The organism is Streptomyces sp. HUAS TT7, from assembly GCF_051550175.1.
GTDB lineage: Bacteria > Actinomycetota > Actinomycetes > Streptomycetales > Streptomycetaceae > Streptomyces.
Genome location: NZ_CP196175.1, coordinates 8,059,966 through 8,080,444 on the forward strand (window position 1 = coordinate 8,059,966; position 20,479 = coordinate 8,080,444).

The 20,479-nt window shown below is 71.6% G+C and carries 12 protein-coding genes; 9 read left to right on the plus strand and 3 right to left on the minus strand.

Annotated elements, in window-relative coordinates; genetic code table 11:
• Positions 1-76: 76 nt before the first annotated feature.
• Together ACSHXC_RS36620 and ACSHXC_RS36625 are read right to left on the minus strand one after the other, a co-directional pair.
• Positions 77-2,158, minus strand: a complete 2,082-nt coding sequence (locus tag ACSHXC_RS36620; RefSeq protein ID WP_438295640.1) for a hypothetical protein — start codon at positions 2,156-2,158, stop codon at positions 77-79.
• 194 nt (positions 2,159-2,352) lie between these two features.
• Positions 2,353-4,449 (minus strand): glycoside hydrolase, encoded by a 2,097-nt coding sequence (locus ACSHXC_RS36625; protein ID WP_438295641.1) that lies wholly within the window; start codon positions 4,447-4,449, stop codon positions 2,353-2,355.
• A gap of 134 nt (positions 4,450-4,583) precedes the next feature.
• Between ACSHXC_RS36625 and ACSHXC_RS36630 the strand changes: the two genes are divergently transcribed.
• Entirely contained in the window at positions 4,584-5,471 is an 888-nt protein-coding gene (locus ACSHXC_RS36630; protein WP_438295642.1) for an ATP-grasp domain-containing protein, read from the plus strand.
• Here ACSHXC_RS36630 and ACSHXC_RS36635 read toward each other — a convergent pair.
• Entirely contained in the window at positions 5,458-6,120 is a 663-nt protein-coding gene (locus ACSHXC_RS36635) for a PAS domain-containing protein (RefSeq protein WP_438297042.1), read from the minus strand. The genes ACSHXC_RS36630 and ACSHXC_RS36635 overlap by 14 nt on opposite strands.
• A gap of 116 nt (positions 6,121-6,236) precedes the next feature.
• Here ACSHXC_RS36635 and ACSHXC_RS36640 point away from each other — a divergent pair, with 116 nt between their 5' ends.
• The 8 genes from ACSHXC_RS36640 (at position 6,237) to ACSHXC_RS36675 (ending at position 20,430) form a co-directional block, all read left to right on the plus strand.
• On the plus strand, positions 6,237-9,389 hold the full coding sequence (locus ACSHXC_RS36640) for a cytochrome P450 (protein WP_438295643.1): 3,153 nt from the start codon (positions 6,237-6,239) through the stop codon (positions 9,387-9,389).
• 158 nt (positions 9,390-9,547) lie between these two features.
• Positions 9,548-10,480, plus strand: a complete 933-nt coding sequence (locus tag ACSHXC_RS36645) for an NADP-dependent oxidoreductase (protein WP_438297044.1) — start codon at positions 9,548-9,550, stop codon at positions 10,478-10,480.
• Positions 10,481-10,694: 214 nt separating this feature from the next.
• Positions 10,695-11,957 (plus strand): imelysin family protein, encoded by a 1,263-nt coding sequence (locus tag ACSHXC_RS36650; RefSeq protein WP_438295644.1) that lies wholly within the window; start codon positions 10,695-10,697, stop codon positions 11,955-11,957.
• Positions 11,954-13,186, plus strand: a complete 1,233-nt coding sequence (gene efeB, locus ACSHXC_RS36655) for an iron uptake transporter deferrochelatase/peroxidase subunit (RefSeq protein WP_438295645.1) — start codon at positions 11,954-11,956, stop codon at positions 13,184-13,186. Before ACSHXC_RS36650 ends, efeB begins: the two co-directional genes overlap by 4 nt.
• A 186-nt stretch (positions 13,187-13,372) precedes the next feature.
• A complete protein-coding gene (locus ACSHXC_RS36660; protein ID WP_438295646.1) occupies positions 13,373-15,274 on the plus strand; it encodes a phospholipase C in 1,902 nt (633 codons plus the stop codon).
• A gap of 166 nt (positions 15,275-15,440) precedes the next feature.
• Positions 15,441-16,355, plus strand: a complete 915-nt coding sequence (locus tag ACSHXC_RS36665; protein WP_438295647.1) for a glycoside hydrolase family 25 protein — start codon at positions 15,441-15,443, stop codon at positions 16,353-16,355.
• Positions 16,356-16,495: 140 nt separating this feature from the next.
• The gene (locus ACSHXC_RS36670) at positions 16,496-18,100 is read left to right on the plus strand and encodes an APC family permease (protein ID WP_438297046.1); all 1,605 of its coding nucleotides are present in this window, start codon (positions 16,496-16,498) and stop codon (positions 18,098-18,100) included.
• Positions 18,101-18,435: 335 nt separating this feature from the next.
• A complete protein-coding gene (locus ACSHXC_RS36675) occupies positions 18,436-20,430 on the plus strand; it encodes a hypothetical protein (RefSeq protein ID WP_438295648.1) in 1,995 nt (664 codons plus the stop codon).
• Positions 20,431-20,479: the final 49 nt, after the last annotated feature.

The following is a 20,479-nucleotide window of genomic DNA, read 5'->3' on the forward strand; positions in this document are numbered from 1 at the left end:
GATACCGCGAAGGCAGCGGATTGTCCACGCACGGGCCGTGCGGTCACACGGACGGCCGCGCCCCCCTGACGAACCCTCAGCTCATGGTGACGGTCAGCAGCGAGTACTGAATCACCGTCAGATCGACCGTCACCGTGCTGCCGTCGGCCTTCCACGGGACCGGTACCGGCGCGGGCGAGGAACCGTCCGGCGAGCTGACCGCGGCGGCCGTCACCCGCCGGCCCGCCGGGACCGCCAGCGAGACGGTGCAGGCGGCCGGAGTGGTCCTGAACGCGGCAGGGCTCTCACCGAAGGCGGTGAAGTTGACCAGTTGGACGATGGTGTCGTCGCCGAGGCGGCTCAGCTCCAGGTGGATGCGGTGGTCACCGGCGAGCGAGACGGCGGGCGGCGCGGCCGTGCGGACGGGTTCGAGGAGCCGGTCGGCGCCCGGCCCGTCCGTGCGCGACAGACAGGCGAGGCCGGGCAGATCCTGGAAGTACCAGCACGTGCCTGCCCCGAATGCGTGGCGGCCGGTGGCCGGCAGCGGGTCGGCCTTGCGGAAGCCCAGCACATCGGCGAGCGCGTACTCGGTCCTGGCGGTGCCGAACGCGTCGAGGGCGGTGGGCGCGGGGCCGGTGACGACGACCGTGCCGCCGTCGCTCACGAACGAGCGGAGTACATCGGCCTCGGTATCCGAGACCGCCTGCAGATTGGGCAGGTACAGGACGCGGTATCCGGCGAGGTCGGCGCTGGTGAGGTCCGGACTCGGCACGGTGTTGAACGGAATGTGCGCGTACACCAGCGCCTTGACCGTGCCGCGGAACTCGCCGAGCCACTTCTGCTGGGTGCAGCTCTCCTCGGAGCTCTCGAAGCTCCACCAGTCCGTGACCCCGGCGGGCGGCTTGGTGTTGACGTACATGCCGCTGCCCTGGACGGGACTGACGAAGTCGCGGCTCGCGGAGGAGTGGTACACGCCGACCGTCGCTCCGGAGGCCGCGTCGAACAGCCGCTCCTGATGCGCCGCGACGAACCCGAACATCCGCCCCCGCATCGCGGTGTCGGTGCTCTGGTTCTTGAACGGGCTCTTCACCTCGTACGGGTTGCAGCCCGCCGCGAGCAGCTCGGCCATCACCAACGAGGCGTCGTCCGCCTTCCAGCCGTACGAGAACGCCCAGGCGGGCTTGGTTCCGCTGGCGGCCCGCGCGTACTTGTACATCGAGATCAGACAGGTCCAGTCGCTGGCCGTGGCGTGGCGCATGCCGTCGTAGTTGCCGAGGATGTCCACCTCCCACACCTGGCTGACGCCCTCCGCCCGGCGCAGCCGCGCGCCGTCCAGGCCGATGAGGGACGCGTACTGGTAGTCCATCGTCACCGTCTCGACGAAGGTGACCAGGTCGGGGTTGACGGAGCGGCCCGCCGCGGCGATGTCCAGCTGGAACTGGGACAGGTTGCGGTGGCGCCACTCGACGTAGCGGCGAAAGCCCGGGTTGGTGAAGTCGGCCGTCCGGGGCAGTTCGAGACCGGTGTCGGCCTTGAACGCGGAAGCCGCCCAGGAGGAGGCGTCGCACCAGCTCATCGCGCCGTCGAAGTAGATGGGAACGTCCGGCCAGATGGCGTCGATGCCCGTCGCCGCGAGGCCCCGGATTCGTGCCAAGTAGTAGTCGCGCCAAGGAGAGTTGGGGCTCAGCCAGCAGCTCTCGTCACCCGGGTCCACCCAGACGACGAGGCCGCCGTAGAACACATTGGGCCGGCCGTCGAGCCCGCGCTGCACCCAGTCCTTGCCGTTGCCGTTCTTGTAGAAAGAGGGGCCCTTCTCGCCGCCCGGGCTGATGAGTTCGAGCGAGGGGTAGTACATGACCACGCGCATCCCGGCCTTGTGCGCCAGGTCCGCGAAGCTCTTCACCTTCGCCATGTGCTCGGTGAACTGCTGGTCGGTCAGCCAGTTCGACAGGACGGTGTCGAGTTCGATCACGCTCACGTTCTGCGCCTTGAGCGCGCTGATGACGGGCAGCATGTCGCGCTGGGGATCGGCGTCGTCGTCGAAGGTGCCGTCCGCGAGCCGGGCGTATCTGGCCCAGTCGGGGAAGGCGGCCCCGGCCACTCTCCTGGCTTCCGCGTCCTCGGCCCAGGCCGGGCGGGGGCCGCCGCCGGGAAGGAAGGGCAGCAGCTGTGATGCCACTGCCAGTCCTCCGGCGCCGAGCCCCGTCCGTAACACGCTGCGCCGGCTCAGTCTTCGTCTCGATTCCATGCCCCGTCCCTCTCCCATCGGCCGCACCGGTACGGTTCCGGCTCGGGCGAGGCATCCTGTCGGCACGTGGCCGGATCGGCCAGAGCGCCCTTTCGGCCAGGAGACGATGGACTGCGCGCAGAGCTCTACGACACGACCTGTGCCGGGCACAGCCGCTGCGGCTTGCCGCCCTTGAGGGTCGCGTCCACGCAGCCGCCCGGGAGCCCGTCGTGGGAGGTGCTGCCGAAGTTGGCCGTGACGGTCAGCGTGCCGTCGCCGAAGACGGTCCGCTGCACGGTGCGGTCGGCGGTCAGCCAGTCGAAGGACGTCAACTCCTGTGTCCCCGCCGCCTGGTGGAGGGGTGCGAAGTACTTCTGGAGCACGGCCAGTTCGCGCAGGTTCTGGTCAGCGCGCCTGTCCTTGTCGCTGAGTACGAAGTTCAGCGGGGTGTTGTAGAGCATCGCGAGCAGCGCCCGCGTCGTCTTCTGGTCCACGAGCTTGCCGAACGGCAGCTCCCAGCGCTCCGCGTTGATCAGCGAGCCGTGCAGCGCGGTCTCGTACAGCGGCACGCGATAGGCCGGGTCGTACATCGCCTTGAGGGCGTCGGCCACCGCGGCCCGGTGCTCCGGCTTGAAGTCGGCCACCCGAACCGGCTTGAAGAACGTGTCGGGGGCCGGCGCGGGCGTGTAGCCGCCCCAGGCCGTGTCGTCCTTGGGCTGGTCCGGCGCGCTGTCGAAGTGGCCCGTCTCCATCGGCCACAGCCGGCCGTCGACCGGCGTTCCCGAGCCGTGGTCGAAGGCGAGGACCTGGTTGGCCCAGGCCCCGGCGGACTCCGAGCCGAGCACGAGCGGGGCCCGCTCAGCCGTGCCGTCGGTCAGGCGCCACATCCGGGCTAGGCGGTTGGCCCGGTCCTGGGCCATGGTCATCGGGTGCGCGGCGTCATGGTCGCGGAAGAGCTCGCCCGCCGCGTCCACGTCCAGGAAGTAGCTGGTCGCGCCGCCCGCGACCAGCGAGCGCGTGCGGTTCGCGAGGTAGTGCCGCTGCGGCTCGGCCTGTTCGAAGGCCTGCGAGCTGAGGTAGCAGCCCTGCTTGTGGAAGCCCGGCTGGGGTGTGCCGTCGGCCCGCCGCACGCAGAAGGACGGGTAGACGTTGTCGGGCCACACCGAGTTCGGGGGAGTGTCGGGGCCCTTGTCGCGCCCGTTGGCGAACGAGTCGTACGGCCCGACCAGGTACCCGGCCTTCTGTGCCGCGGTGATGTCCGCCGCTGTCATGGGCGAGTCGTCGGCGTCGTACCCGAGCCAAAGGCGGGAAATGCCGAGGGAGTTGAGCTTGTCGATGCCCGCCGCCTTGCGGCTGCCGCCCCAGGCGTAGGCGTGGAACGCGCCGAGGAGCTTGCCCGTCTCCGGGTTCTTCCGGATCTTCTCGCTGAGGCTGCCGAGCTCGCCGTGGTCGGCGAGCCAGTGCCGGTAGTCGACGGCGGGCGCGACCGGGGAGCCGTCGGTGAGGCTGAAGGCGACGGTGTACGCGCGGGTCGCGTTGCCACCGGAGAAGTCGTGCTTGGCCGTGGTGCGCAGCCGCCCGCCCTGCGAGGTGTACGCGAGTGATGTGCCGATGTCGGTGGGGGAGAGGTAGCTGACTCCCCGTCCGGCGCCGAGGGTGTAGCCCCAGACGGGCAGGGTCAGCTGGGAGGCCATGTCCTCCTCGCTGCCCACGAGCTGGGCACGCGGCGAATTCCAGAAGGCGTCGGCCACCGGCAGGGACAGGCCCTCGCCGCGCGGGAGTTGGAGGGCGGAGGCGGTCTTGTCGGTGCCGGTGACCGGCCAGGACAGGGTGCCGTCGCGATCGGCGCTGATCGTGACAAGGAGCCTGCCGCGTTCGACGTGCGCCTCGGCGTTCAGGCCCCGGCCGGGATACGACCAGCGGGCGCCCTTGCTCGACGTGGTCACATGACTCGGCCTGCCCGGCGCGTCGGCGGCCGGGTCCGACACCCGCAGGGTGCGCCCGTCGTCGGTGCGGGCGTCGATGGCGAGGGTCGCGGGGTCGATGGTGGCCGTGCCCCCGGCGACGGTCAGATCCACCCGGCCGTCGTGGATGCGTACGCCTGCGGATTGGGTGGGACCGGCGGACGCCGCCGGGGTGAGGCCGGCCGCCAGAGCGGTGGCGACGGCGAGAACGAGAAGGGTGCGCCGGCCGGTTCGGCGGGCCGGGCGCGCGATGGATGACTGCCCCGTGCTGATGTCCATGGCGCATGGATAACGAAGAGTTGTAAGAGGGTTCTAAGAAGCGGTGGTCGGCCCGCCCGATAAATGCGGAGCTGTGCGGAGCCATCGTGTGCGAGGGTGCCCGGCGTATCGGACATCAGACATCGGAGGGGCGCATGAGTACTGCCAGGATCGCGGTCGTGACCAGTGGGGCCGGCTTCGAGTACGACGTCGACCTGCCGCTCATCGTGGCCGCGCTGCGCGGCGAAGGCCTGGCGGCACAAGCGGTCGCCTGGGATGCGGACGATGTGGCGTGGGACGGCTTCGACCTCGCGGTCATCCGCTCGACCTGGGACTATGCGACGCGGCTCGACGACTTCCTCGCATGGGCCGACCTCACGTCCCGGCACACCCGGCTGCTGAATCCCGCGCCGATGGTGCGCTGGAACAGCGACAAGCGCTATCTCGTGGAACTCTCCGAGCGCGGTGTTCCCGTCGTGCCGACACGGGTCCTCGAACCCGGCGACCAGTGCGGCGAGGCCGACTTCGACCGGGCCGGGGACGTCGTGGTCAAGCCGACCGTCTCCGCGGGCGCCCGGGACACCGCACGCTACGAACCAGGCCAGGCCGCGGCTGCCCTCCGCCATGCGCGGATGCTGCTCGACCAGGACCGTGCGGTGCTGATCCAGCCGTATCTGCGGCTGGTGGCCGAGGGGGAACGCGCGCTGGTCTTCGTGCGCGGCGCGTTCAGCCACGCCCTGCGCAAGGGGCCGCTGCTGACCGAGTCCGGGGTGATGGACAACTTCAGGGTGCCGCACCCCGATCTCGCTCCGTACCGACCGACCGAAGCCGAACTGCTCACCGCCTCGGCCGCGTTGGCGGCCGTACCGTCACCGCAGACCCCGCTGTTCGCCCGGGTCGATCTGGCCCTGGACGAGCACCGGGAGCCGGTGGTCATGGAGCTGGAGCTCATCGAGCCCAATCTCTTCCTCGACACCAACCCGCGCGGGCTCGGCCTTCTGGCCGAGGCGGTCGCGGCGGAGGCCGGGCTCAGGGCCGCGTGATCAGGCCCTCGGCCGGCACCGGCGGCCAGTGGCCGGGGGCCAGGACGCCCAGCGCGTACGCCTTCGCCACAAGGGCCGTACGCCCCTGGACGCGCCAGCGCTGGGAGAGCCGGGTCAGGTGGTAGTTCACGCCGTCCACGGTCAGGCCCAAGGCCTTGCCGATGGCGGCCGTGGTCGCGCCCGACGCGGCCAGCGCCAGAATGCGGGCCTGCGCCTCGCTCACCGAACCGCGCGGTGCGGGCGGCGGTGCGGGGCGCTCGTCCCGTACGTACAGCATGGTGAGCAGTACGGGGGCCGGGGTGGGCATGGCCATGATCGGGTCGATGGTGAACTCGCCCTCGCGTTCGGCCCCGTCCTTGCCCGCCCGCCAGGTCACCTCGATGGGATAGCGCGACGTACGGCCCGCGCGCAGCGCCCTGACGAGGCGGTCGATCTGCTCCTCGGAGCGCGGGGTGAACAGCTCGCGCAGCGAGCGCCCGCGCAGTTGTCCCGGAGTGGTGCCCCACTCGGCGGCCATCGCGGGATTGGCGACATGCACCTCCCCGTCGATCGAGCAGACGGCGATCGGCATGGGGATGCGGTCGAGCAGGGCCAGGAAGTGGTTGCGCCACGCCCCCAAGTCCTCCTCCGGTGTCTGCTGGTCGGCCATGCCGCGTGCCACCGCCCCTCTTTGGCCAGTCCGCAAGTGCCGGACGCGAGAAACCACTGCACAATCATGCAGTCGCGGGCCCGGGAGCGGCACCCCGGGCGGGTGACGCTGGATGCATGACGGACATGATCCTGATCCCCACAGACGCACACACCGCCGACGCCGTCCCCCTCGTGGACATCTCGGGCGGCGGTCTCACCGAGACGCCCGTCCAGCAGGCGATGGACCTGGCCCGCGTGCACGGGCCGGTGTTCCGGCGCCGCCTCAACGAACACGAGCACCTCTTCGTCAGCTCGCTCGACCTGGTCACCGAGCTCGCTGACGAGACCCGCTTCTCCAAGGGCATCTCGAAGACCCTGGACCATGTGCGCGAGTTCGCCGGCGACGGTCTGTTCACCGCCTACAACGACGAGCCGAACTGGGCCAAGGCGCACGACATCCTCATGCCCGCCTTCGCGCTCGGCTCGATGCGGACCTATCATCCGGCGATGCTGCGCGTCGCGCGCCGCGTGATGGACAGCTGGGACCGCCGGGCGGCGCGGGGCGCGGCGGTGGACGTCGCCGACGACATGACGCGGATGACCCTGGACACCATCGGACTCGCCGGATTCGGCTTCGACTTCGACTCGTTCGGGCGGGCCACCCCGCACCCCTTCGTCGAGGCGATGGTGCGCTGCCTGGAGTGGAGCATGAAGCGGCTCGGCCGCACCCCGGGCGGCGACTACAGCGAGCAGGACCGGGAGTTCGAGCGGGACTCGGCCTACCTCGCCTCCGTGGTCGACGAGGTCATAGCCGCCCGCACGAAGAGCGCGGACACCTCCGTCGACGACCTGCTCGGCCTGATGCTGGGCGCCGCGCACCCCGAGGACGGCACCACCCTGGACGCGGCCAACATCCGCAACCAGGTCATCACCTTCCTCATCGCCGGGCACGAGACCACCTCGGGCACCCTGTCCTTCGCCCTCCACCACCTGCTCAAGGACCCGACCGCGCTGCGCCTGGCCCAGCGCGAGGCCGACGAGCTGTGGGGCGACAACCCCGATCCCGACCCCGCCTTCGAGGACATCGGCAAGCTGCGCTTCACCCGCCAGGTGCTCAGCGAGGCGCTGCGGCTCTGGCCGACGGCGGCCGCCTTCACCCGGCAGGCCCGCGAGGACACCCTGCTCGGCGGGCGCGTCCCGCTGCGCGCCGGCGAGCTGGTCACGGTGCTCACGCCGATGCTGCACCGCGACCCCGCGTGGGGCGACAACCCCGAGCTGTTCGACCCGGCCCGGTTCACGCCCGAGGCGGAGGCGGCCCGCTCGCCGCACGCGTACAAGCCGTTCGGAACCGGTGAACGGGCCTGTATCGGGCGGCAGTTCGCGCTCCACGAGGCGACGATGCTGCTCGCGCTGCTCGTGCACCGCTACCGCTTCGTGGACTGTGCGAACTACCAGCTGCGGATCAAGGAGTCGCTCACCCTGAAGCCCGAAGGCTTCGTCCTCTCCCTGATCCCGCGCACCCCCGCCGACCGGGCCCTGAACCGCGCCGCACTCCCCGCCGCGTCCTTTGGCAAGCCGTCCGAGGCGGCCGAGTCCGGGCCCGAACTGCCCTCGCGGGTCCGCCAGGGCACCGGCCTGCTGCTTCTGCACGGCACGAACTACGGCACCTGCCGCGAGTTCGCCGAGCGCCTGGCCGCCGAGGCCACGACGCTCGGCCTCGCCACCGAGATCGCCCCGCTGGACGCCCACGCCGGCGCGCTGTCGAAGGGCCGTCCAGTCGTCATCGTCGCCGCCTCCTACAACGGGCAGCCGACGGACGACGCGGCCCGCTTCGTGCGCTGGATCGAGGACGCCGAGCCGGGAGCCACCGACGGCGTGCCGTACGCGGTGCTCGGCGTCGGCGACCGCAATTGGGCCGCGACCTACCAGCGCATCCCCACCCTCATCGACGACCGCCTGGCGGCCCTCGGCGGCGAACGGCTGCTGCCCCGCGCCGAAGCCGACGCCTCCGGTGAACTCATGGGCACGGTAAGGGAGTTCGCACGGTCGCTGCGCGTGGCGCTCCTCGAACGGTACGGAGACCCGGAGACCGCCGGCGCCACCACGTCGCCCGCCGAGGCCGCGTACACCGTCACCGAGATCACCGGCGGGCCGCGCGAGGCGCTCGCCGCGCGCCACGGCCTGGTGGAGATGACCGTCACCGAGGCCCGCGACCTGACTTCGCCAGGGCACCCCCGGCCCAAGCGCTTCGTGCGCCTGGCCCTGCCCGACGGCGTCACCTACCGCACCGCCGACCACCTCACCGTCCTGCCCGCCAATGACCCGGCCGTCGTCCACCGGGCCGCCGCGGCCCTCGGCGTGGACCTCGACGCGGTGCTCGGCATCCACGCGCCGGGCGCCGCGCCCGCCGCCCTGCCGGTCGACCGACCGCTGTCGGTGCGCGAACTCCTCACCCATTACGTCGAGTTGGGGGCACGGCCCACCCGCGACCAGATCGCGCTGCTGGCCGCGCACAACCCCTGCCCGCCCGAGCGCGCCGCCCTCGAACGCCTGGCGCCGGACGACCCGCGCCCCCTCCTCGGCCTCATCGAGGACCACCCCGCGCTGAAGGGCGCACTCGACTGGCCCACCCTCCTGGAGCTGCTGCCGCCGCTGCGCCCCCGCCAGTACTCGGTCTCCTCCTCGCCCGCCCGCGACCCCCGCCACGCCGACCTGATGGTCGCGCTCAACCCCGGCGGCACCGGCTCCGGGTATCTGCACGCGCTGAGGCCCGGGGACACCGTGCTCGCCCGGGTCCGGCCCTGCCGCGAGGCCTTCCGCATCGCGCCCGAGGCGGCGGAACCCGTCATCATGATCGCCGCGGGAACGGGCCTGGCGCCTTTCCGGGGTGCCGTCGCAGACCGCCTGACGGCTGGTCGACTCGCCCCCGCGGTCCTCTACTTCGGCTGCGACGCACCGGAGGTGGACTTCCTCCATGCCGACGAACTGCGCGTCGCCGAACGGGCCGGAGCTCTCTCGCTGCGACCCGCCTTCAGCACCCCCGCCGAGGGCGGCGGCCGCTTCGTGCAGCACCGCATCGCCGCCGAGGCCGACGAACTCTGGCCGCTCCTGGAGGCGGGCGCGCGGGTGTACGTGTGCGGCGACGGGAACCGCATGGCACCGGGGGTGCGGGGCGCCTTCCGCGACCTGTACACCCGGCGCACGGGCGCCTCGGCCGAGGACGCCGAGGCCTGGCTGAACCGGCTCACGGCCGAGGGGCGGTACGTGGAGGACGTCTACGCGGGCTGAGCCGTCCCGGCGGTTCCGGGGGGCGGGCCCGCGCGGCGCGCACCAGAATCGTAGGAACCGGGCAGGCCCGTCACCGTAGGGCAGGCCTCCCCGTCCACCTCGACATCGGGAGAGAGCACGCGATGCCCACCAGCCCCGCAAGCACCGAGAAGAGCACCATGAAGGCCATGACGTACGCCTCGTACGGGGACGACTCGGTCCTCGGCCTGTCCGAGCTGCCACTGCCCAAGGTGGGCCCGGGCGAGGTGGTCGTGCGGGTGCGCTGCGCGGCCGTCAACCCCGTCGACTGGAAGATCATGTCCGGCGGTCTCGACAGCATGATGGACACGGTCTTCCCGGTGGTCCCGGGCTGGGATGTCGCCGGTGTCGTGGAACGCACGGGCATCGACACCCCCGAGTGGAAGGCGGGCGACGAGGTCTTCGCGTACGCCCGCAAGGACTATGTGCACGGCGGCACCTTCGCCGAGTTCGTGACGGTCCCCGTACGGGCGCTCGCCCGTCGGCCCAAGTCCCTGAGCTGGGAGGAGACCGCGGGCGTCCCGCTTGCGGGGCTCACCGCCCGGCAGACCCTGACCCGGCTCGGCACGGGCAGGGGCGACACCGTGCTCGTGCACGGCGCCGCGGGCGGCGTGGGCACGTTCGGCGTACAGATCGCGAAGGCCATGGGCGCCCGTGTCATCGGCACCGCCTCCGAGCGCAACCACGACCGGCTGCGCGAGCTGGGGGCGGAGCCGGTGACGTACGGCGACGGCGTCGCCGAGCGCGTCCGGGCGCTGGCCCCCGAGGGCGTGGACGTCGTCGTCGACTATGTCGGCGGGGTGCTCGACGCCACCTTGGCGGTGTTGCGCGAAGGGGGCCGGCATGCCTCGATCGCCGACCCGTCCGTCATGGAGGCGGGCGGCCAGTGGATGTGGGTACGCCCCGACGGGCCCGGCCTCGAAGCCCTCGCCACGCTGGCGGACGCGGGGCAGCTCAAGGTTCCGGTCGCCGAGTCGTTCCCGCTGGAGCGGCTCGCGGACGCGTTCGCCCTCAGCCGGACGGGCCACGCCCACGGCAAGATCGTGATCCGGGTCAGCGGGGACGCGGCGTAATCCGATCCGGCCGGTGAGGCTGTGGCGTCATCCGGATCCGGTCGGCGAGGACGTGAGGTGATCCGCCGTTCGTGGCCGGGGCCGGTGTCGTATCGGTGAACTCAGGGGTAAATCTGGACGCCCGGCCACCCGGATGAGCGTTCGGGCCCGGCCGGGTGCCTAGCATGAGCGGCGTAGTCCCTCGCAGCTGACACGACACGAACGGAGCGCCGTGATGCGTGACCCCGATCCGGGTTCTGGTCAGGAACCGGCCGAACCCGACGAGGGGTCCGGCACGACGGCCCGCAAGGCCTGGCCGCCCGTCGGCCGGCGTACCGGTGCGGCCCTGGCCGTGGCAGTGGGCGCGGGCGTCTACGCCCTCGCCTCGTCCGGCGGCGGCTCCTCGGACGCGAAGCCTCCGGCGGCGAAGGGCCCGACCACCGTCGAGGTGTCGCCGGGCGCCTGTGGCAAGGGCTGGAGCGGCGCGACACCGGGCCCGCAGGTGTTCGCGCTGAGCAACACATCCTCCTCGGCCGCCGAAGTCGATCTCACCGACCCCGCGACCGGCGCCGTCTACGGAGAGGTCGAGGGTCTGGCCCCCGGCACGACCCGCGAGATGCGCGTGGTCCTCGGCGGCGGCTCGTACGCTTTCAAGTGCCTGCCGGACGACGCCGACGCGGTCACCGGACCCACCGTGAAGATCGCGGGAGCGAGTACGGGGAGCGGCCCGGCCGCGGTCCCGGTGACCCAGCACGACCTCATCCCGGTGGCTCTTTCCTACCAGCAGTGGATCACGGCCAAGACCGTTGAACTCACCGACCGCACCGACGAGTTGAAGCGCGCCGTCGACGACGGCGACCTCGCCGCGGCGCGGGCCGCCTGGCTGCCCGCGCACCTCGTGTACGAGCGGATGGGCGCCGCGTACGACGCGTTCGGCGATGCGGACGGAGCCATCAACGGCGCCGGCCCCGCCCCCTCGGACGCCGCGTCGGCCAAGGACTTCGAGGGCTTCCACCGCGTCGAGTACGGGCTGTGGCACGGCGAGTCGGCCGCGTCCCTGCGCGGGCCTGCCGACCGGCTGTCCCAGGCCGTGCACGCCCTGCGGGACAGCTGGCCGCAGGAACGGCTCGACCCGGCCCAGCTGGGGCTGCGCGCCCACGAGATCCTGGAGGCCACGGCGCAGTCGGAGCTCACCGGCCGCACCGACTACGGCAGCGGCACCAATCTGGCCACCGCCCGCGCCAACCTCGACGGCACCCGCGAACTCCTCACCCTGCTGCGCCCGTTGCTCACCAGCCGCTACCCGGACCTGCCGCGCCTCGACGCCTGGTTGGACCGCACCCAGCACACCCTGGACGGCTTCGGCGCGGGCGGCCACTGGACGCCGCTCGACCGGCTCGGCCGACAGGACCGGCAACGGGTCAACAGCGACGTCGGCCAGGCGGTGGAACTCCTCGCCCCGGTGGCGACGATCTGTGATGCGCGGAGGACGGCATGAGCGAGGTACGACGGCGCGGCTTCCTGCGGGGCGCGGCCGTGGGGGTCGGCACCGCGGTCACCGGGGCCGCGCTGAGCGGCGCGATCCCCCGCCCGGCCCTGGCGGACGACGCGGCCAAGCCCTCCGCGCACGTGGACTTCCACGGCGTGCACCAGGCCGGAATCCTCCAACCCCCGCAGCGTGCAACGGCGTTGGTGTCCTTCGACGTGACGGCCGCGGACCGCAGGGAGCTCACCGAGCTGCTGCGTACCCTCACGGAGCGGGCCCGTTTCCTGGCCACCGGAGGTTCACCGGCACCGGTGGGGATCACCGCGCCGCCCAGCGACTCCGGGGTGCTCGGCCCGCAGGGGCCGACGGGTGGGGTGACGGTCACGACGGGCGTCGGCGCCTCCCTCTTCGACGACCGGTTCGGGCTCAAGGACCGCAAGCCGGCCCGGCTCACCGCGATGCCGGCCTTCCCCGACGACGACCTCGACGCGGCCTGGTGCCACGGCGACCTGAGCGTGCAGCTGTGCGCGGAGAGCCCGGACGTCGTTCTGCACGCCCTGCGCGACATAGCCCGGCACACCCGCGGCGGAATGCAGGTGCGCTGGCGCATGGACGGCTACACCAGCCCGCCCAGGCCCAGCGGCACTCCCCGCAACCACATGGGTTTCAAGGACGGCACCGCCAACCCCGACACCGCCGACGCGGCCGCGATGGACCGGCTGGTGTGGGTGGGTGCCGGGGGCGGCGAGCCCGCGTGGACGGCCGGGGGCAGCTACCAGGTCGTGCGGCTGATCCGGATGCTGGTGGAGTTCTGGGACCGGGTCTCGATCAGTGAGCAGGAGCGGATGTTCGGCCGCAGCCGCGACACCGGCGCCCCTCTCGACGGCTCCGCCGAATTCGACACCCCGAAGTTCGCAGAGGACCCCAAGGGCGATGTGATCCCCCTGGACAGCCACATCCGGCTCGCCAATCCGCGCTCAGGACAGCCCAGTGAGAACCAGCGCATCCTGCGCCGCGGCTACAACTACGACCGGGGCATGGATGCCAACGGCGACCTCGACATGGGACTGGTGTTCTGCTGTTATCAGCAGGACCTGGCCCGGCAGTTCGAGACCGTCCAGAAACGGCTGAAGGGCGAGCCCCTGGTGGACTACATCAAGCCATTCGGGGGCGGCTACTTCTTCGCCCTGCCGGGAGTGCGGGACCGGACAGACTGGTTCGGGCGGGCCCTGCTTGCCTGACGGTCGCCGGCCCGGCCGCATTTCACCAACAGAGAGTCAAGTTTTGGCCTGGTATTCCTGACTGGGTGTTCACCAGGAGGACACGGTGTCGCTGTCGCGGTGTAGTGGTCCGCGCGAAACATCGCGTCTCGTCAACGACATCAAGACGGCGGCCGGTCGCCGGACGCCAGTGGAGGCACGCGGAGCATGGGCGGCAAAGGTAGCGCGGCGGGTCCGGGGCGCTGGGCCAGACGGTGGGGAGCGTTCGCCGGAGCGGCGGCACTCGGCCTGCTGAGCGGTACGGTCCCGGCCGCGGCGGACTCGGCGGACCACCACGGCGGCGGCCAGACCGCCACCCCGGTCAAGCACCTGGTGGTGCTCTTCCAGGAGAACGTGTCCTTCGACCACTACTTCGGCGCGTACCCGGTGGCCGCGAACACCGACGGCACGAAGTTCACCGCCGACAAGCACACCCCGAAGGACATCGACACCCTGCGCAACGCCGGGCTCCTCACGAAGAACCCGAACCAGTACCTGCCCAAGCGGCTCACCCCCGAGCAGGCCATGACCTGCGACCAGAACCACGGCTACGGGCCCGAGCAGTACGCCGCCAACGGCGGCAAGGCCGACCTGTACGTCCAGAACACGGACTCCGGCAAGTGCTCCGGCAACCTGTTCGGCGAGCCCGGCCTGGTCATGGACTACTACGACGGCAACACCGTCACCGCGATGTGGAACTACGCCCAGCACTACTCGCTCGGCGACAACTCGTTCAGCACCACCTACGGTCCCTCGACGCCCGGCGCGCTCAATCTCGTCTCCGCGCAGACCCACGGGGTGATCTCCACCGACCCGACCTCGGGCACCGAGCACCCCAAGCAGACGGCAAAGCCCGATCCGTACGCCGTCGTGTCTCCCGACGCCAAGGGCGTCGGCACGCTGGTCAACGACCCCGACCCGGCGTACGACGACTGCTCGGGCAAGGACCACACCAGCAAGAACGCGCTCGCCGCGATGCAGGGCCGCAACATCGGTGACCTGCTCAACCAGCAGAAGGTGACCTGGGGCTGGTTCCAGGGCGGCTTCCGGCCGAGCACCGCCTGGGACGGCAAGCAGGGCGACTACGCGAAGTGCTCCGGCACCACCCACGCCAACGTGGGCGGCGCCGCGGCCATCGACTACAGCCCGCACCACTCGCCGTTCCAGTACTACAAGTCGACGGCCAACCCGCACCACCTGCCGCCGAAGAACACCGCCGAGATCGGCCACAACGGCCAGGCCAACCACAACTACGACCTCGCCGACTTCGACGCCGCCCTCACGTCGGGCAACCTGCCGGCGGTCAGCTTCCTGAAGGCCCCGGAGTACCAGGACGGCCACGCCGCCTACTCCGACCCGATCGACGAGCAGCACTACCTCGTCGAGCAGATCAACAAGATCCAGCAGTCGCCGGAGTGGAAGGACACGGCGGTCGTCGTCGCCTACGACGACTCCGACGGCTGGTACGACCACGCCTACGCCAAGCCGCAGAACGGCTCCAAAAACACCAAGCCCGGCTCCGACGGCAAGGCCCCCGACAGCCCCGCCTGCCAGGCCGGACCGGCCGCGGCCGGCGGCTACTCCGACCGCTGCGGCCCCGGCACGCGCCAGCCGCTGCTCGTCATCTCGCCGTACAGCAAGGTGAACTCCGTCGACCACACCCGCACCGAGCAGGCGTCGATCACCCGCTTCATCGAGGACAACTGGCACACCGGACGGATCGGCGACGCCTCCTTCGACGCCCGCGCGAACGCGCTGACCTCGGCGTTCGACTTCAAGCACCCCAACAACAAGCAGGTCCTGCTCAACGCCGACGGGTCGGTCAAGTCGGTCAAGGACATTCCCCAGCACCCGACCCCGCCCGCCTCCTCGACCGGGGGCAGCACGTCCGGCACGGGCGGCTCGGGCAACAACCCGACGACCCAGACGGCCGGCGAGACCCTCGCCGAGACCGGGTCCTCCTCGGCGCTCGTCCCGGCCGGGATCACCGCGGGCGCGCTCGCGGTGGGCGGCGCGGGCATCGCCTTCGCTCTGCACCGCCGCAGGAACCGCGCCAGTGCGGCTCAGTAACTCCCGCTGCTGACAAGCCAGTTGACCGAAGGGCCGCCGACATGTGTCGGCGGCCCTTCGCGTCGCGTGCCACAGGACGCGCCGGGGGCGAGTCGGCCTGCCCGTCAGCGGGCAAGCAATAGGGGGGAGGGGTGGTTCCGGCCGGCTCGCTCGCGGAAGGTTGCTGATGGGTATCTACGGGCAGGACTGGGCGTCGTACCAGTCGTCGACACCGAACACGAGCGGCCTGGCCTTCGCCTTCGTCAAGGTCACCGAAGGACTCTCGTACATCAACCCCCGCTGGGTGACCCAGCGGGACCACGCCAAGGCCAACGGCCTGGTGTGGGGCGCGTATCACTACCCTCACATGGGCAACAGCGCCCAGGCCGAGGCCGACTACTTCATCGCCCAGGTCAACTGGCGGCCGGGCGACGTGGTGATCCTCGACTGGGAGGGCTACGACTCGGCGAACTCCGGCGTCCCCAAGTCGACCCAACGCGCCTACAAGGACGCCTGGTTGAGATATGTCAAGAGCCGTCTGCCGCACCATCCCGTCGGCATGTACGCCAACCTCGACTACTGGTGGAACGTCGACCAGGACGGCTTCTACGCCGACTTCCTGTGGATCGCCACGGCCGGCCGCGCCGCCGGGAACCCCGGGATCCAGGCCAGCTGGATGTTCCACCAGTACGGCGAGTCCAACGGCCTCGACCTCGACTACTGCCGCCTCGCCAGCACCAGTGAACTGCGCGACTGGACGCTCTCGTTCCAGCACTCACCGCCTGAGGAGACCGACATGCCCCAATGGATCACCGGCCGCGTCGACCCGGGCGCCCAGCCCACCGTCGTCCTGCTGCCGCACGGCAGCGCGTGGGCCACCTACAACCGAAGACTGCACCTCGGCATGGACCAGATCACCACCACCCCGGCCACCGGCTCGGTCCGCGTCGCCCTGCACGACGGCAACGCCTGGCACGGCGTCCAGGCCGTGCAGCTCGCGGCCGAGGGAGGCTCGGTCGATGTGGACATCACCAGCGGCGATGTGAAGCTGAGCCTCCAGACGGACACGGCGGGCGTCAGCTTCGCCGTCGAAACCTGGTAGTCCCGGTCGAAACCGGTCAGGGCTCGGCCGAAACCCCCTGGAACTCGGTCACCTTCCTCGGTGACGCACGGCTCACGGCGTGACACGCTGGTCACTCTTGTGTCGTGAGTCATGCGAGGAGGCGGGTGCGCGTGCGGCCGATCCAGCCGGGGGAGACCCCTTCGGTCCTGACCGTACTGGGCGAGGAGCGGCGGCTCCACAAGGAACTCGGATTCTGGAGCCTGACCGCGATCGGGTTCTCCAACATCCTCGGCTCGGGCTGGCTGTTCGCCGCCATGTTCGCCGCCCAGACCGCTGGGCCGGCCGCCCTGCTCTCCTGGGTCGGGGCGGGCGTGCTGTGCGCGCTGGTGGCCCTGGTCATGGTGGAACTCGGGGCCACCCGCCCGGAAGGCGGCGGCACGGTGCGGTGGCCGCTGTACGCCAGCGGCCGCCTCGTCGGCACCGTGGTCGGCTGGTCCGTGCTGCTCTCGGTCGGCGGCACGGCGGCGGAGATCAGCGCGATCATGCAGTACGCCGCGCACTATCTGCCGAGCCTCTACGACCACGGCCGCCTCACCGGCTCCGGCCTCGCCGTGGCCACCGGGCTCAGCGTGCTCCTGACGGCGCTCAACTGGTTCGCGGTGCGGACCTTCGCGAAGCTCAACAACCTGGTCTCGCTGTTCAAGGTCCTCATCCCGGTCCTCACAGTGGTCGCGCTGTTCCTCTCCGGCACGCACTCCGGCCGCCTCACCGACCACGGCGGCTTCGCGCCCTACGGCTACGCGACCTGTCTGACCGCCCTTGCCGGCGGCGGGATCGTGTACTCCGTCAACGGGTTCCAGGCACCCCTCGACTTCTCCGGCGAGGCCCGCAACCCGCGCCGCACCGTACCGTTCGCGGTGCTCACCGGCATCGGCCTCGCCGTGCTCGTCTACCTCGGCCTCCAACTGGCCTTCCTCTTCACGGTCCCCGACTCCCTCCTTGGCCACGGCTGGCAGGGCGTGAACTTCGACTCGCCCTTCGGCCAGCTCGCCCTCGTCCTCAACCTGCACTGGCTTGCCACCCTGCTGTACGCGGACGCGGTGGTGTCGCCCGGCGGCTCGGCGTACGTCGGGGTCGCGATCGACGCCCGGCACACCTACGCGCTGGCCAAGAACGGCCTGCTGCCCCGCTTCTTCATGCGGATCGACCCCCGCTCCGGGACGGCACGGCGCGCCCTGGTGCTGAACCTGCTCGTCATCGTCGTCTTCATGCTGCCGTTCGGCGGCTGGCAGGACATCGTCAGTGTGATGGGCGACATGTACCTGCTCGTGTACGCGGCCTCGGCGGTCGCCGCCGCCGCGTTCCGGGCCCACGACAGGGACCGGGGGCTCCCGCCGGCGGACGGCCAGGTGCCCGGCGTGCACTGGATCGCGCCCATCAGCTTCCTGGTGGCCAGCGAGTTCGTCTTCTGGTCGGGCTGGCACCACCTGCGGCTCGCCTTGCCGCTGGTCCTCGCCGGCGTCCCCCTGTTCCTGCTGCTGCGCCGCGAGGAGCAGGGGCGCTCCACGCTTCAGGAACTGCGGCACGGCGCCTGGATCGTCTTCCACCTCGGCGCACTGACCCTGCTGTCGTGGCTCGGCACCTTCGGAGGCTCGGGCCACCTCCCGGCACCGTACGACTCCGTCGTGGTGGCAGCGGTGTCGCTCGCCGTGTTCGCCTGGGCGGTCCGCTCCGGCACGGCCCACCTCAGAACGGCCCCGGTGACGGCGTTGCCGACCACCTGACGGGAGGCTTCAACCAGCCGCGGACACCAGGGGGTTGGTGCTTCCGGTTCGTAAATCCCCGCAACTGTCGCACGGGTGCCGATCCGATGGTCGGATGTGGTGGAACACCCGTCGCGGCCTGTCCCTCCGGTGTTACCTTCCGTGTCAATCGATGCGGAAGGTGCGCCTTGTGCGTGTCGGTTCCGGGGGCGGTGAGTGCGGTGGGGGATCTTGACGCGGCAGGGGGCGCCGATGCGTTCCTGCGGCACATGTTGTGGCGGTATCCGGGGCAACGGCAGCCGATTGTCGCGCTGTTGGGGCCTCGGGGGTCCGGGAAGACCGATCTGTTGCGGGCCGTGTCGCGGGCGTGCGGCGGAACCGTGGTGCACGCGGGGCTCGACTTCGAGGAGAACCCCGTCGACCCGGTGTCGGCGGCCGCGCTTGTCGCCTTCCAGATGATGCGCGGCTGGGACAACCTGCGCCGCGGGCCGGTGTTCCACCGCTTCGGGCTCGGGCTGCTCGCCCTGAACGAGAACCTGGACGCGGACCGGGGCCGGGCCGCCGACCAGATACGTGAGCTCATACAGCAGTACACGCGCAACAGCCGGTCGGGCAGGTTCGCCGCCGGGGTGGAACACGCAGCGGCGGCCACCATGGACGTCGTCGCCCAGGGAGCGTTGAGCCCCCTGGTCTCGGGGCCCGCGCGGGAGGTGGTCTCCGCCGTCCGCGACCGGGCCAAGCCCGTGATCGGATCCCTGTTGCAGAGCGCCGCACGGTGGGGTGTACGGGACGCGCTGCGCTGGCACATCAGTGTTCCCGAGGCCGAGTCGGCACGCTCCATCGACGCGCTCATCAGGTTGAGTTCCACCTCGCGGTCCGCCGCGGTCGGCCCCCTGATGGCCGCCTTCCTCGCCGACGTCAAGGACCAGGCCGAACGCCATCCGCCGCTGCGCTCCGCCTGCTCCTGCGTACTGCCCGCGCACGGTGCCCGCCGCGACCGGCACGACCACGCCTGGGTGCTCCTCGTGGACGGCGCGCAGACCCCGGCCGGACGCCGCTTCCTCACCGAACTCGCGGGCGCCCGGTCCCGCAACCAGCTGGCCGACATCGACGGTTCGGGTGCGGCGGACCCGCTGCTCGTCCTGGCCGCGTGCGAGCAGTGGCAGTCCGAGTGGACGTCCTGGTGGTGCGAGCCCTGGCGCTCGACGCCGCTGGCCGCCACGCCCCAGCGCCGCGTCCCGCTCCTCTCCCGGGCGACCCGGACGCTGTGGGCGCGGGAGAACGACGCGGCCGTCGCCGTCGAGCGCGGGCCCGCGGCCGCCTGGTGGTACCCCGTGTGGCTCGACCCGATGACCGAGGAACAGATCGGGTACGCGATGGACCGCTCCGACCCGTCGCCCGCCCGGCCGCTGCCCGCATCCGTCGTCCACCGGCTCACCGGCGGCCACCGGGGCGCCGTCTCCGCCGTGCTCGACGAACCGTTCGGCGCGCACCCCGGCCCGCACGGACCCGCCGTGTCGCTGCTCGCCCCGGCCGACGAGGACGGCACCCCGCTGTGGTCCCACGCCCTGGAGACCAGCCTCCCCGAAGGGCTGCCCGTCCCCGGCACCACGTGGAGCACCACCCCCGCGATCGTCCTCGCGGCCGCCTACCTCGCCGACGTACGCACCGCACAGGACCCGCGCCTGCCCGCCGCCTCGACGGAGCTTCCGCGCAGCCTGGAACTCCTGCGCCGGCACCTGTGGGTGAGCACCTTCACGCACCGCCACTCGCGCATCCGCCAGATCGGCTGGGGTGACTCCGACGGGCCCGCCACGCTGCACCCCTGGCTGGCCCGCTCCGCACTCACCGCGCTGGACACCGCCCGGCCCGCGAGCCCCGCCGGGACAAGCCCCTGGCACGAGGTGTTCGCCGCGCAGTCCGTCGCCCTGGCCGCTCTGCCGGTGCACGGCGGCGATGCCGCGGCCGTCGAGCGAGGGCTCTTCCACGATCTGGCCCTCGGCCGTTTCGCACCGGTGGCCGCGGCGCTTGCGGACCGGTTCGACGAGGACCACCGCGCCTGGATCCGGCTGCTCGACTACCTCTCCTCGGCGCCCTGCCGGCTCCTGTACGAGCACGCGCCCCAGGAGGCGTACGCGCTGCTGCTCGACGGGGTCGAGGACGGCGGGCAGACGGTCCTCGCGGTGGCCACCGCCAAGCTGCTCGCCCTGCTCTGGCTGTACAGCGACCCGCTGACCGAGCACACCCGGCGCTGGGACGGCGAGATACAGGAATGCTTCACCCGCCTCGCGCACAACTCCCGTCTGCTGGACGTCAGTCCGCTGCAGCAGGCGGCGGCCGCCTTCGCCTAGCCCCGCGACGGACGCGGCACCCCCGCGCCCGCCGACCGCACCGCAAGGA

Bases quoted from the DNA above. Each gene is read 5' to 3' on its own strand.
- efeB (WP_438295645.1), top strand. From the start codon at position 11,954: ATGAGCGAGGTACGACGGCGCGGCTTCCTGCGGGGCGCGGCCGTGGGG.
- ACSHXC_RS36625 (WP_438295641.1), bottom strand. From the start codon at position 4,449: ATGGACATCAGCACGGGGCAGTCATCCATCGCGCGCCCGGCCCGCCGA.
- ACSHXC_RS36630 (WP_438295642.1), top strand. From the start codon at position 4,584: ATGAGTACTGCCAGGATCGCGGTCGTGACCAGTGGGGCCGGCTTCGAG.
- ACSHXC_RS36640 (WP_438295643.1), top strand. From the start codon at position 6,237: ATGACGGACATGATCCTGATCCCCACAGACGCACACACCGCCGACGCC.
- ACSHXC_RS36660 (WP_438295646.1), top strand. From the start codon at position 13,373: ATGGGCGGCAAAGGTAGCGCGGCGGGTCCGGGGCGCTGGGCCAGACGG.
- ACSHXC_RS36635 (WP_438297042.1), bottom strand. From the start codon at position 6,120: ATGGCCGACCAGCAGACACCGGAGGAGGACTTGGGGGCGTGGCGCAAC.
- ACSHXC_RS36645 (WP_438297044.1), top strand. From the start codon at position 9,548: ATGAAGGCCATGACGTACGCCTCGTACGGGGACGACTCGGTCCTCGGC.
- ACSHXC_RS36665 (WP_438295647.1), top strand. From the start codon at position 15,441: ATGGGTATCTACGGGCAGGACTGGGCGTCGTACCAGTCGTCGACACCG.
- ACSHXC_RS36650 (WP_438295644.1), top strand. From the start codon at position 10,695: ATGCGTGACCCCGATCCGGGTTCTGGTCAGGAACCGGCCGAACCCGAC.